The following is a 13,205-nucleotide window of genomic DNA, read 5'->3' as shown; positions in this document are numbered from 1 at the left end:
GAATTTCCACAGTTGAATCTCCAATATCGAATGATCAAGGGTTTTGGTGAATACAAGCAATGAGGTAAATACAGCGTAGATACTCGTTCCCAACCATCCCGATATAATCGGGAGAACGCATGCCAGGACCACCGGTCCATCGCCGATCGGTGAACCGGTCGTTCAATAACCACCATAGATTTCTCCGCTCGAAATGACAAAGAAGGATGGTGAATATGAGGAATGAGGTTGTTACAGCGTCTTCTCCCCTAAGAATAGGGGAGAAACAAAGAGGGGTTGCGGATACGGGCAACCAAGTATGAATAGGCAAGATCCTTCTCCGCCAGCCGGCGGATCAGGAAGACGGGCTTTTTATGTTTTGTGAGTTTGGGTGCACAATTCAGGCATAAACCGACATCAAACCTTGAACTAGCGCAGGCGTCGTCCCGAAAGTCGGGATGCTGTGCAGAAAATAAGCTCTCCGTCAGACGACTCTTTGCAAGATTTTCCTTCATGCCCATGTTTAAGTCGTCAGACGGTACGTCGTATTAACAAAGGCGTTCCCTTATCCTGCGGTGGTAACTGAAAAAATTCAGATATATTTCGACGTGAATCCTGTAAATTCCTTGCCAATCCCATCAATCCCGGTTCAAAACGAGGCAGTAACCAAAGCCCATGGTTTGCAATCAATTAACCAAGTATAACAGGCGTCCTCCTCCTTGTTAAGGAGGAGACCTACCAAATCGGCAGGCAGGCAGAGGAGGTCGTGATTGGGGCAAGTAGGTAAGAATAGACAAGGTCCCTCTCCGCCAGCCGGCGGATCAGTATGACGGCTTTTTGTGGTTGTGTGGTTTTGGTTGCCTAATTCAGGCATAAACCAATCTCAAACCTGGAACTAGCGCAGGCGTTATCCCGAAAGTCGGGATGCGGTGGCTAGTTAGAGCAAAGTTGGTTGCCCATCTAAAACTACCATAGATTTCTCCGCTTCACTCACTCGCCTTTGGGGCTCGTTCCTTCCGGTCGAAATGACAATGAGGGGGTGAATATGGGCAACTATGTATAATCAGGCGTCCTCCTCCTTGTTAAGGAGGAGACAGAGGAGGTCGTGATTGGGGCAGTTGGGCAAGAATAGGCCTGTGAAGATCCTTCGCTCCCTCAGGAAGACGGCCTCTTATGTTGTGTAAGTTTGGTTGCTAAATTAAGGCAGTATAACCACTTCGAAATTGAATGTTCCTTGTTGGATATTGGATATTCATAGAGAGGTCGTGATTGGGGCAAGGAGGTAAGAATAGGCAAGGTCTTTCTCCGCCAGCCGGCGGATCAGTATGACGGCTTTTTTGTTGTGTAAACCAGGCTGCTTAATTCGGACAGAAAACCCACTTCGAAATTGAATGTTCCTTACCTGCCTGCCGGTGAGGCAGGTTCAATGTTCAATATTCATAAGCTCATCGTTGATGCCATAGCGGAAACGGCGGCTGTCTTCTGTGTCACGCTGGCGGATGATGAGCTTTTCGTGCACGCCAAAGGCATCCTGAGTTTTCTTATTGATCGACCGTATCGTCTCGTTCCTTAATTTTCGCCGATAATCATAATTATCCACTTCAGGCCACACCATCTCTTCCAGGTCACTGGTTTCCGGCATTTGGTCAGCATCCATGATCGTTTTGAGAAGCAATTTCTCAGTTTTATTAAGGTCAACCATCAACTCTTCAATTTGCACAGTGGGTGTCCGGCCGTTTATACCCGGAACCGAACCTCTGTACCTCATGACCACAAAGCCAAGGATCAGCAGTAGGCCTAATCCCACAAGTGACCCGAAAAGCAGAATAGAGTTATCATTAACGGGAGTAAGCTTGCTGATGAGATCCTGTTCCGGGATCTTCAATACTACAATTGGGTGAGCGTTATCATTGGTGATATTTTGAAATCCCAGTAAGATCAATTCCTGACTTTTCTGATCAAACAAAATATTGGTGGTAATAACCTCTGCCTCCAGGGTTTGCTCCAGTTCAAACAACTCGTAGTTTTGCATCTGCGTGAGCCCAATGGTCTTTATTGAAATGGCAGGCCTGTTTCCTTCAGATGTTTGAACCGGCAGATACCAATTTCCTGTTTGACGACTGTAGGCACTTGCCGACACCGAACTGCGTCCAATGCCATTTTCATTAAATGCTCCGAAGGCTTGAGGGATCTTGCCATCAGTCAGGTCAATGGTCATTTCACGCGACCAAAGCATCGTTTCGAAATCAAATTTCCAGAGAGACTGATTCGCGACCCGGTTTGAATTTCCGTCATCGTGGCCTCTGTTTTGAATGTAGGATCCTCCGTAAATAAAAAAGGCCTGTTCCTCTTCAACATAGATTCCTTTGGCACCTACGATCTCGGGGGGATAATCCGATCCCTTGGCCGGTGTGAGGATCTTCCATTCCCTCAGGTTCGGGAGATAATAAGTGATCAGGTTTTTATCCTGCCAGTAGCCATATCCGCCGAAAGCGTGGATCATTCCGTTGTAGAAAAAAGGGACATGACCAAACTGATTTTTATGATCGAATGACCGGTCGATGCGTACCAGAGAGTGGGTTTTAAGGTCGAGCTCAAAAACCAGGCCTACGCCCGTCGACCAAAAATAGATAGTACCCGTTACGTGATCGTAACCAAACTCCTTGGGGTCCTGAAAGAGTCTGTCCATCTCTTCCTGTTCAAAGACGTGGCGTTGAGTCCATTGCTTGGAATTCAGGTCATAATCCCATAGTTCATTCCGTACCATCACGTATAAAACCCGGTTCACCGTGTCGATATCTGCGTAGATCCCATCCCTTCCGATCAGTACGGGATACGCGTTTTCCTCAGGCAATTCACCATCTTGAAGCAGGCTCGTGGGTATTTCATAATCGTGATATGAAAATGCATAAGCGGGCGCATTCAACACACCAAAAACAAAAAGCCCTAAAGTAATGATTAGACGGACAAGCCTATCCTTCATCTCAAGAAACGATACGTTGATTGTTAACCTATTTTCAATAAAATAAGAATTTACAGGTAATATATATAGTGTTTGTAGGGGATGAGGCGGTAAGATGGAGTAAAGGGGACAGTATTTTTGGTTTTTAATTGTTGAACCTATCGGAATTGAACGCGGATGACACGGATCCGGCAGATGATCACGGGTTAGGGTTACGGGATTTGATAGACCGATTCACCGATCGGCGATGGACCGAACGACCGAATTTTATACTAATTGAAGATGTACAACGGGGATTGTATTCATTTGTGGGTTCATCTCTTAGGGATGAAATCATTAGCCCCGTCCTTCAGCCTGCCTGCCGGCGAGGCAGGGGCGGGGTTAGAATGACAGACCAAAGAACCTACGCCCGGTGGGTGGTAAAGATTCGGAGGGTGCTCGGAGGTTGGGAATGAGCTAAACCTATCGAAATTGAACGCGGATGACACGGATCCTGCTGATGAACACGGGTTAGGATTACGGGATATGATAGACCGATTCACCGATGTGCGATGGACCGAACGACCGAATTTTATACTAATTGAAGATGTACAACGGGGATGACTGGTGGAGGTGACGCTGTAAGATCGAACATCCGCGAAATCCCAAAATCCCCTGAATCCGCGATTCACAAATGATACACTCGATCGTGAAACCCAATAGGGTATTATCTATCCACGTGCACCGGGATCCTGAGGGATGACCCCAATAGCCCCGTCCTTCAGCCTGCCTGCCGGTTGAGGTAGGGTCCTGACATGCGTTCTCCCGATTACATCGGGAAGGTTGGGAACGAGCCTACTATGCGATCTTCTTATCCACAGAATACTTGCCGCCGCCTGTGAAAAAGGTGATGACGAACATCATCAGAAAGATAAGAGCGAGTTCTTTTTGGCCAAATGGGTCGCCGGAGTGCTGAATAAAAAAGGCCACCGCCATGTTAATGGCAATCACAAGTGAGGAAAGACGCGTGCCAAAACCCAGCACAACAAAAAGACTGCAAATACCTTCTGCAAAAGCCGCAAGAATGAGCGAGATCTCCGGGCCCAGGCCGATCGGATCCGCAAAAGAAAAATCACCGGAAAAAACCTTCATCAACTTTGGGAGACCGTGTGTGAACAAAATACCGCCGGCTCCAATACGGAGAAGCAATATGGATAGGTTTACGTCAATGAATTTGCTTGGATCGGTTGAGAGTAACTTCTTGAACATGTCGCTTGGGCTTATTGGTTTAATTTTGAACTAATAAAATAAAATTTCGGGAATATATTCGCATCTCATTTCACAAAATTATCAATTCCTTAATAACCCCGATCATTTTTATCTATTGCAGTCGGAACTTCGGGTGCGTATATTTAGTTCAACATTAAACAATTTAATACTAACCTAATATTATTAACTATGTCGACCTGGAATATTGACCCAACTCACTCAGAAATTCAGTTTAAAGTAAAGCACCTTGTGATCTCTACCGTGACCGGATATTTCCGTTCTTTTAACGGAACCGTTGAATCGGAAGGAGACTCCTTTGAAGGCGCAAAGATCACTTTTGAGGCGGATATCGATAGCGTGGATACCAACAATGAAGATCGCGACACTCACCTGAAATCAGATGATTTCTTCAATGCAGAGGCGTATCCAAAAATGAAGTTTGAATCTACTTCTTTCAAAAACACCGGTGGAGACAACTACGAACTAACCGGTAACATGACCATCCGTGACGTCACCAAAGAGATCACCCTCGATGTTACCCATGGCGGAACCGTTGAAGATCCATACGGACAAACTAAAGCCGGTTTTGAGCTCAATGGATCCCTGAACCGCAAAGAATTTGGCCTGAAATGGAGCGCCGTAACAGAAGCCGGCAGCGTAGTGGTAGGCGACGAAGTGAAACTGCTCATGAACGTTCAGGTAGTGGAAGCGGAGTAATTCCGGCTACTTGTTGGTCAGTTAGGTTTAAAAACTGCAATGTAATTTAGTCATTCCCGTGAAAACAGGAATCCTATGATTATAACAAATGCAGGTGTAGAACCTAAGCCTCAAATTAGAATAGATGAAGCATTGAAAACTGACCTGACAATATTGTTTATTTGATCTCCGAAAGGTGTCCCTGTTTTAACAAGGACGCCTTTTTTTATATTATGCCATCTGCATTATCTGAGTCATCCGCGTTCCATTCATTGCTATGGTAGGACTCACCGTTCAATCACTGTGATTAATTTTAGAGATACTCGGTTTGAAGCAGAATTGCGTCACGAGATTAAGGGGTTAAAAAGGGATTTGCTGCTAAAAACAGTAAAAGCATAAATCAGTTCTTTAATAATCGCTGAGAGTGCAGTATAATCTGCAAAACAAAACTCAATGATCGTTATGAAAAAATATCTATCTCTCTTAACCATATTCTCACTTCTCATGCTTGCCACTGCTTGCCAGCCGGCAGAGCAGACGAATTCTGAACCACAGGAAACCAAAGAATGGTCGATCGCTTTACATGGCGGAGCCGGCTATGTTTCCGAGAATATGCCCGAAGATCGCAAAGAGGCTTATATGGCTTCCCTGGAAGAAGCTCTGTCAATTGGTTCAGAGATCCTTGCCAATGGCGGTTCAGCACTGGATGCTATTGAAAAGACCGTGAATTACCTCGAGGATAATGAACTCTATAATGCCGGAAAAGGGGCGGTATTCACTTCAGAGGGTCGCAACGAACTGGATGCGGCTATCATGGACGGATCTACCCTGAATGCGGGCGCCATCACTGGGGTGACCACCGTGAAAAACCCGATCTCCCTGGCGCGTAAAGTTATGACCGATTCCAAACACGTCTTCTTTTCAGCAGATGGAGCGGAGACCTTTGCGGATGAAACCGATGTTGAACGCGTAGATCCTTCTTATTTCTATACAGAAAGTCGCTATCAGTCACTTCAGCGTGCCCTTGAACAGGAAGAGGAGCAATCCGGCCTGACGCCACTTACTGACGAGCAAAAAGCCTGGAAATATGGAACCGTTGGCGCAGTTGCCAAAGATGTGAATGGAAACCTGGCAGCAGCGACTTCCACCGGTGGTATGACCAACAAAAAATATGGTCGTGTGGGCGATGTGCCGATCATCGGATCCGGAACCTATGCCAATGATGAAGTAGCGGTTTCAGCGACCGGTTGGGGAGAGAAGATCATGCTGAATGTTTCGGCTCACACCCTTGCCATGTTTTATAAGCTAAAAGGAGCTACCCTGCAGGAATCTATGGATTACCTGGTGGATGAGGTCCTTGAACCCGGTGATGCCGGCTTCATTGCAGTCGATAAATATGGCAACTACTCCATGAAAACAAACACAGGTTCCATGTTCCGTGCTGCTACTGATTCAGATGGCAACAAAGAAGTAGGTATCTGGGAGTAGTTGGTAGTGTTAAGTGATTAATTTTTAGTGCTGAGTGGGGCTGAATACTTTTTTAAGACTCGCTACGATCGCTTTGCGTCGTAGCGAATGGAGAGCTCTGTCTTACGCATTTTAACAGGGCAGGCAACCGAATCCAGTTAAGAGTCGTCCGGCCGATAGCTTGTGCAGACCCGGTTGCTTTTTTGTCATGCGAGTTTAGTTGCTCGAATCGGTTAGGTGTACTTGCATCCGCTCCCTTACACCCCTCGGTCAAATCAGCAAGCTGATTTACCCTCTCCCCTCAAGGGGAGATTACCCCATATTGAAATAGTCATATTTTACCTCGTTCCCAACCTTCCCGATGTAATCGGGAGAACGCATGGCGGGCCCCTACCTCAACCGGCAGGCAGGCTCCCGGTCCCCGTGACTCTATATCGAGCATGTCCTAGAGTAAAAAATCGGTCTGTCGGTCCATCGCAAATCGGTAATTCGTTCATTCAAACAAAAAATGTGAAGCCGGAGCCTGCCTCGCCGGTAAGCAGGTTTCACAGAAGGCGTTACGAAGGGAACCTTCGTAACGAGTTGCAGTGGGAGGTGAATATGGGTGACTATAAATAATTAGGCGTCCTCCTCCTTGTTAAGGAGGAGACAGAGGAGGTCGTGATTAGGGTAACAAGGTACGAATAGGCAAGGTCCTTCGGTGCCTCTGAATGACACCTTATCTGTGAGAGAGTTTGGGTGTTTAATTTGAGTATGAATATACTTCGAAACCAACCTAAGAATAGAAGGAAGAGCTTCTGTTCACTTCGAAATTCAATATTCCTTGTTGGATATTGGATATTTAATCAACTTAGTCTAGCCCGAGTCTAAATTGATCTCTCAATTCCTGAATATAGACACCAATATCGTTTCGGAGCTCAAAGAGGCGGGCATGGAGATCCAGGTATTGGTGGGTTTTGAGTAGTTTTTTCTTTTTGAAGAGGGGCATCAGCTCTAATCCGTGGTTGGCACATTTGAGGGCTTTCTTGGAATAGGCAATATTGGCTCCGATATATTCCGGTTCAAACCCGAAAGAATGTCCGCCGGCGATCTTGGCACCGATCTTAAGCGTTTCATCCACAAAATCCTGAAATTCCTGTGTCTGATATTTCGGGTGGATGGTCTCAGCCCATTTTAACACATCCACAGCCAGGTCTTTGGCATCTACAAAAATACCGAGGTCATCGATATCGGAGTAATCCGAGTACATGTAATCATCACTGAGGCTCTTCCATTCGTCACCATCTTCAAAATCATCGAATTCATCGTCCTCATCAGGACCCATATCCATGAAATGATCGGCTGCATTGCCAAACAAAAAGTCTTCGTCGTCCCAGTCGTCGTCCTCCTCATCTTCCCAGTCATCTTCGTCTTCCGGGAAATAGGCCTCGTCCATCAGCAGTTCTTCTTCTACATAGGCCTCAAAGGCATCATCCTCATCCTGACTTTCCTTTAACAAAGTAAGCCATCGCGGTACATTACCCTTAGGGTCAGAAGTGATAAATTTTCGCAACTGTTCACTTTTTCTCTCAACTTCGTTCAGGTGAGCTTCCCACTTGAATTCATCCCATTGTTCGTCATCGAATCCATCAAAATGCTGAGGCATATAAGCAGGCCATTAGTTACTGTTTGTTATAAGAAAAGAATTGTGAATAGTTATGCAATACTTTGTGGAAAAATAACGCTTTTTGTGGATAATTAATCTGTCTGAGATGTAAATAAAACCATCAATTTGAAATTCTAATGTTTGGGTGAGATCAAGTAAAGAGGTCGAGCAATCATGGGCATAGGTTGCCATCTGAAACTACCTTCGGTCAATCGCTAATCGGTGAATCATTTATTCAACCTTTGAGATCCATCGCGTTCACCATACCATATCGAATATAACCGACAGGGCACTCTGTCTGCCCAACCTCATCGGCAGGCAGATCAGGATGACCCGTTGAATATCGATGAATTATTGTAGAATTAATATCCAGGTCCCGTCTGACGACTGAAACATGGGCAGGTATTTGAAACCTGCAAAGAGTCGTCTGACAGATAGATTGTGCCGACCCGGTTGCTTTTATGTTATGTGAGTTCAGTTGCTCGAATCGGGCAGGTGTACTTGCATCCGCTCCCGTACACCCCTCGGTCAAATCAGCAAGCTGATTTGCCCTCTCCCCTCAAGTAGAGATTACCCTATATTGAAATAGTCATATTTTATAGTTTTGGTAATTGGATAATTAATCTCACTACGATCGCTCTGCGTCGTTGCGAATAAAGGGGTGATTACCCGCTTCACTCACTCGCCTAGGGGCTCGTTCCTTCCGGTCGAAATGACAGGTAGGGTAGTGAATTTGGACAACCAGATTTAATCAGGCGTCCTCCTCCTTGTTAAGGAGGAGACAGAGGAGGTCGTGAATGGGGCAAGGAGGTACGAATGGGTCTGTGAAGATCCTTCTCCGCCAGCCGGCGGATCAGGATGCTTACTTTTATGGGTAAATCAGAGCCTGGCAAGTACTTCGGTGATAACCTGTGTCAATTTAGGTTCAGCCATGGCGGCAGCGGCCATGATATCTTCGATGTTGATAGCCTCCAGTGCGTCGGGGAAGCATTCATCGGTGATCACAGAAATGCCCAAAACATCCATGCCCATATGTACGGCAGCGATCACTTCAGGCACTGTGCTCATTCCCACGGCATCGGCTCCAAGTCGGCGCATATAGCGATATTCCGCTTTGGTCTCAAGCATAGGCCCGGTTGCAGAGAGGTAAACTCCCTGATGCATTTTGATGGCATGTTCGAGGGCCACATTTTCAGCCAGTTCGAGCAGGCGTTCAGTATAAGGCTCACTCATATCCGGGAAACGGGGTCCTAATTCATCATCATTGGGGCCAATAAGGGGATTGTCACCCAGGAAATTGATATGGTCGGTGATGAGCATGATATCCCCACTTTTGTAAGCGGGATTCAGTCCACCCGAGGCATTACTGACGATCAGGGTCTGGGCCCCGATCGATTTAGCCACTCTGACCGGAAAAACGATCTGCTGCATGGTGTAACCTTCGTAATAATGAGTGCGCCCATGCATGGCTACTACATCCTTACCACTGAGCTTTCCGAAGATGAGTTCACCCGGGTGTAATTCTACCGTGGCTTCCGGAAAGTGCGGAATGTCTTTGTATGCCAGGGTGTGGACCGTTTCGATCTCGTCGGCCAGCTGACCGAATCCGGTTCCCAAAATGATCAAATACTCAGGTTGAAAATCAGTTTGGCCTTTGATAAAATTGACCGCTTCATCTCTTTTGGCGCGGAATTCTTCAACGGTATCGTATTTCATATAAACTCTAAAGGTTGTAGGCGGAACGGTTGTTCAATGATAGAACGGGAGCCGTTCTGTTTTAATCTATTTCGTCAAGAATGTCGTCAAGCCTGTCACTTCCGGGAGGGAAGGCGTGATCTTCGTCTTCTTTTCGGGAAGTGGTTTCATCATCCATATCTTCCTCAAGGTCGTTGTCGGCCTCTTCATCCAGCACAAATCGGGCACCGCCACCGTTACCGGTGTTATCTATGGCTTCCTCAAGGTTTACCTCTTTGGGTAACTTGAAGACATCCATTTCATCGTTTCCGAATTGCTCAATAGATTTCTTGGCGTTATCCAGATAAGCTGAGATACCGTTGATGATCTCTTCCCGGCGATCGAGCAGACGAAGGATACTTTGACGGATCTGCTGACGGTTGTGGTTGGCCTCCTGAATGATGGCATTCGCTTCCATCTCGGCTTTTTCGATGGTGCTTTTGGCTTCCTGCCGGGCACCGGTCATCTTTTGCTCGACCGATTCCTTGGCGGTTTGAAGGGTTTCATGAAGGGCATCCTCTACGCGCTCATAGTGCTTGACCCGATCCTGAAGCTTGTCAATTTCCTGTTCAAGTTCCTTATTCTTGTTCAGCAGGTGTTCAAATTCATTGGAAACAAGAGTCAGAAAAGCCTGTACATCTGCGGTGTCATATCCCCGGAGGTTTTTCTCAAAGGTCTGTTGTTTGATCTCTAACGGAGTAAGTTTCATAAATCAGTGATTTTAGTCGTCCTTAAGCTTATTTAAAGTAACATTTATTCATTTAACATGTTACGCAAATTGCTGTTGTCGCGGTCTTGCTTGGATGATGAACGGATCTCTTCCTCTTCTATTTCAATGTCTCCCATGCTTTCATGTTCCCCTTCCCCCACACGATACCGTTCTTCCTCAAGTTCATTGATCTTAGCCTCAAGCTCAGAGATCTTTCTTTCCGTATTTTTTTTGAATTCACCCAAAGCCCTGAAAAACTGGGGGTCTAATTGTGAGTTGCCACTCTTTCTGTGGATCCACTGTTTGATGATGCTGAATATATTCCAAAATATAAATCCTGCAAATCCAAGCCCTCCCAATATCCCGATCATCGCTAAAACAAATTCTTCACCTGACATAGATCCATTATTTAACTGCGGTTTCTACTTTTATTTGTTGAATTATCGGAATTTTGCCCCTCAACTTCATCATCAATTTCGATCTCCCCTAAAGGATTAGAGGAATGATTGGATGTATTCTTGCTCCTGGTTTTCAGGTCAGATTCAAGCGTTTCGATCCGTGATTTCAGATTGTGCACCACTTTCCGAAGTTCGTTGAGTTCCCTTACGTTGGTCATTCTCTTCGACTCCATTTCAATTTCTTTCTCCTTGAAAGCATAAAAGAGTCCGCCCGCAATTGAGACGATAGCTACGATCGCATACCATGGTAATCCAAATAACATAAGCCCTAAATTTTATAATGATTTCAGTTTTTGTTCAGAACGATGGTCGAGCTTACGTGAAAAACTCAGCCATAGTTGCGTTCACCGAAGATGGCACTTCCTATTCTAACCATTGTGGCTCCTTCTTCAATGGCGACTTTAAAGTCGTTGGTCATTCCCATCGAAACATGCTCAAGCTGAACGCTCCCACCATTGTACGATTGATGAGAATCAAATAATTCTTTTAATAATTTGAATTCACTTCTTACATCTTCAGGGTCATCCGTAAAAGTGGCCATGCCCATCAGTCCTTTTACCTTCACGTGTTCATAATTCTGAGCCGATTCCAGGATCCTGGCCAGGTCATCCGGTTTGCAGCCACCTTTTTGTTTCTCATCACTGATGTTGACCTGAATATGGGCGTTGACCACCCGATTTGCCTGACCTGCTCGTTTGTCGATCTCTTTCAGGTATTTGGCTTTTTCAACAGAATGGATCCAATTCACCCGATCGGCAATGTACTTGATCTTATTGGTTTGAAGATTTCCGATGAAATGCCAGACCACATCCGGGTTGGCAATGCTTGCCATCTTATCTTCAAGTTCTTTCATGCGGTTCTCCCCAAAATGAAGCTGTCCGGCTTTTATGGCTTCCAGTATATCTTCATTTGGTTTGGTTTTACTGACCGTAACCAGGGTGATCTCTTTCGGATCGCGCCCGGAAGATTCACAGGTTTCAGCGATCTGTTCTTGAATGGAACTGAGATTTTGGGAGATATCCTCGTTACTCATGGCAAAAAAAGGGTGGTTTTTTAAGATTCTAAGTAATTAACTGTAAGATAAGCTTTTATCATTCATCAATAAGCCTTATTTTTGGAAGCTCTAAAGACATTGTAATTAATGGTTATTTATTGAGATTGATAACGCTCAAAGTCATAATTCAACATTATTCTTCGACCCAAAGGTCGGATTCAATAAAACAAGGGGATAGATAGCATGTCAACCCGAATCCGACAAATATCTACCTTCCTTGATCAGTGGGCACCACCCCAGGTAAAAATGGATTATGATAATGTCGGATTACTTGTCGGAGACCCCAATGCCTCCGTTTCCTCAGTATTAACCTGCCTTGACGTGACCGATGCCGTAGTGGCTGAAGCCATCGAAAAAGGTTGTGAAATCATTGTTGCCCACCATCCGCTGATCTTCAGTAAGATCGGCAGTATCAATCCCACCGATGAACAAGGGCGTATCATTTACAAACTGATCAAGAACGATATTGGCCTGCTGGTGGCACACACAAATCTGGATGCCGCTCTCGATGGCGTCTCTTTTGTACTGGCCAATATTTTAGGACTCGATAATCTTCGGTTCCTCGATAAGAACTATTCCATCAGCCGTAAGATCAGGTTGATCACCTCCCATGCCGACAGCGATGCTGTTCTGAAACTGCTGAATTACCATTCCGCTGAGGAAGCCCATTACTTTGAGGTGAATAACCGTAAGGATGGCTTGAAATGTTTTGAGGCTATCATCGATCAGCATAATGTCTCGGTACTGAAGAAGGCTCTCAAAAAAGAAGGCATGCTGAAGGAAGGCAGTTTTCAGGTGATCGATCTCGCATCCACCACTCAGAATTTTGGGATGGGTGTGATCGGCGAATATCCTGAGGAAGGCATTGGTAAGAATGAATTTCTGCACCTGGTTTCAAAAGCACTGGATGTTAAAGCCATCCGGTATTCCGGCGATGTGGATAAGATCAAAAAGGTGGCGGTTTGTGGTGGTGCCGGTGTCTTTCTGAAAAATAAAGCCATCCAAGCAGGGGCACAGGCTTTTGTGACTGCTGATATCAAATATCATGACTATTTCACCGAGAAGGACGATTTTCTGCTCGTTGATGTAGGTCATTATGAAAGTGAATTCCCTATTGCTGAAGCCCTGAAAAATGAGCTGACCGAAGCATTTGAAGATGTGGAAGTATCGGTCACTCGCACAGTAACAAATCCGATGCAGATCTATGTGTCGGATCCTGAACCTAAAACTATTCAACAAAGTTGACCCTCACT

The 13,205-nt window shown here is 45.6% G+C and carries 12 protein-coding genes; 3 read left to right on the top strand and 9 right to left on the bottom strand.

Going from position 1 to position 13,205, the window contains the following annotated elements; all coding sequences use genetic code 11:
* Nucleotides 1–248: 248 nt before the first annotated feature.
* The 3 genes from C3B73_RS13910 to C3B73_RS03185 form a co-directional block, all read right to left on the bottom strand.
* Nucleotides 249–500: a hypothetical protein gene (locus C3B73_RS13910; RefSeq protein ID WP_232802967.1), complete on the bottom strand. Its 252-nt coding sequence runs from the start codon at nucleotides 498–500 to the stop codon at nucleotides 249–251.
* Nucleotides 501–1,402: 902 nt separating this feature from the next.
* Nucleotides 1,403–2,962 (bottom strand): hypothetical protein, encoded by a 1,560-nt coding sequence (locus C3B73_RS03190; protein ID WP_103664187.1) that lies wholly within the window; start codon nucleotides 2,960–2,962, stop codon nucleotides 1,403–1,405.
* A gap of 816 nt (nucleotides 2,963–3,778) precedes the next feature.
* On the bottom strand, nucleotides 3,779–4,189 hold the full coding sequence (locus tag C3B73_RS03185; RefSeq protein ID WP_103664186.1) for a DoxX family protein: 411 nt from the start codon (nucleotides 4,187–4,189) through the stop codon (nucleotides 3,779–3,781).
* A gap of 189 nt (nucleotides 4,190–4,378) precedes the next feature.
* Between C3B73_RS03185 and C3B73_RS03180 the strand changes: the two genes are divergently transcribed.
* Nucleotides 4,379–4,906: a YceI family protein gene (locus C3B73_RS03180; protein WP_103664185.1), complete on the top strand. Its 528-nt coding sequence runs from the start codon at nucleotides 4,379–4,381 to the stop codon at nucleotides 4,904–4,906.
* A 441-nt stretch (nucleotides 4,907–5,347) separates the two neighbouring features.
* Nucleotides 5,348–6,373: an isoaspartyl peptidase/L-asparaginase family protein gene (locus C3B73_RS03175; protein ID WP_103664315.1), complete on the top strand. Its 1,026-nt coding sequence runs from the start codon at nucleotides 5,348–5,350 to the stop codon at nucleotides 6,371–6,373.
* A gap of 829 nt (nucleotides 6,374–7,202) precedes the next feature.
* Here the strand turns inward: C3B73_RS03175 and C3B73_RS03170 are convergent.
* The 6 genes from C3B73_RS03170 to C3B73_RS03140 all read right to left on the bottom strand — a co-directional run bounded on the left by C3B73_RS03170 (nucleotide 7,203) and on the right by C3B73_RS03140 (nucleotide 11,931).
* Nucleotides 7,203–7,997, bottom strand: coding sequence for a hypothetical protein (locus C3B73_RS03170; RefSeq protein WP_103664184.1), 795 nt, complete (start codon nucleotides 7,995–7,997; stop codon nucleotides 7,203–7,205).
* A gap of 879 nt (nucleotides 7,998–8,876) precedes the next feature.
* A complete protein-coding gene (locus C3B73_RS03160) occupies nucleotides 8,877–9,713 on the bottom strand; it encodes a purine-nucleoside phosphorylase (protein ID WP_103664182.1) in 837 nt (278 codons plus the stop codon).
* A 61-nt stretch (nucleotides 9,714–9,774) separates the two neighbouring features.
* Nucleotides 9,775–10,440 carry a DivIVA domain-containing protein gene (locus C3B73_RS03155; RefSeq protein ID WP_103664181.1) on the bottom strand — a complete coding sequence of 222 codons (666 nt, stop codon included), beginning with the start codon at nucleotides 10,438–10,440 and terminating at the stop codon, nucleotides 9,775–9,777.
* Nucleotides 10,441–10,484: 44 nt separating this feature from the next.
* On the bottom strand, nucleotides 10,485–10,838 hold the full coding sequence (locus tag C3B73_RS03150; protein ID WP_103664180.1) for a hypothetical protein: 354 nt from the start codon (nucleotides 10,836–10,838) through the stop codon (nucleotides 10,485–10,487).
* An 11-nt stretch (nucleotides 10,839–10,849) separates the two neighbouring features.
* Nucleotides 10,850–11,161, bottom strand: coding sequence for a hypothetical protein (locus tag C3B73_RS03145; RefSeq protein WP_103664179.1), 312 nt, complete (start codon nucleotides 11,159–11,161; stop codon nucleotides 10,850–10,852).
* Nucleotides 11,162–11,226: 65 nt separating this feature from the next.
* Nucleotides 11,227–11,931, bottom strand: a complete 705-nt coding sequence (locus C3B73_RS03140) for a YggS family pyridoxal phosphate-dependent enzyme (RefSeq protein WP_103664178.1) — start codon at nucleotides 11,929–11,931, stop codon at nucleotides 11,227–11,229.
* 204 nt (nucleotides 11,932–12,135) lie between these two features.
* On the opposite strand from C3B73_RS03140, the gene C3B73_RS03135 reads away from it, so the two are divergent.
* The gene (locus C3B73_RS03135; protein ID WP_103664177.1) at nucleotides 12,136–13,197 is read left to right on the top strand and encodes a Nif3-like dinuclear metal center hexameric protein; all 1,062 of its coding nucleotides are present in this window, start codon (nucleotides 12,136–12,138) and stop codon (nucleotides 13,195–13,197) included.
* Nucleotides 13,198–13,205 lie beyond the last annotated feature (8 nt).

The sequence above is a fragment of the Gracilimonas amylolytica genome (assembly GCF_002911695.1).
Lineage (GTDB): Bacteria > Bacteroidota > Rhodothermia > Balneolales > Balneolaceae > Gracilimonas > Gracilimonas amylolytica.
This window is presented reverse-complemented; position numbering and strand designations above follow the sequence as displayed.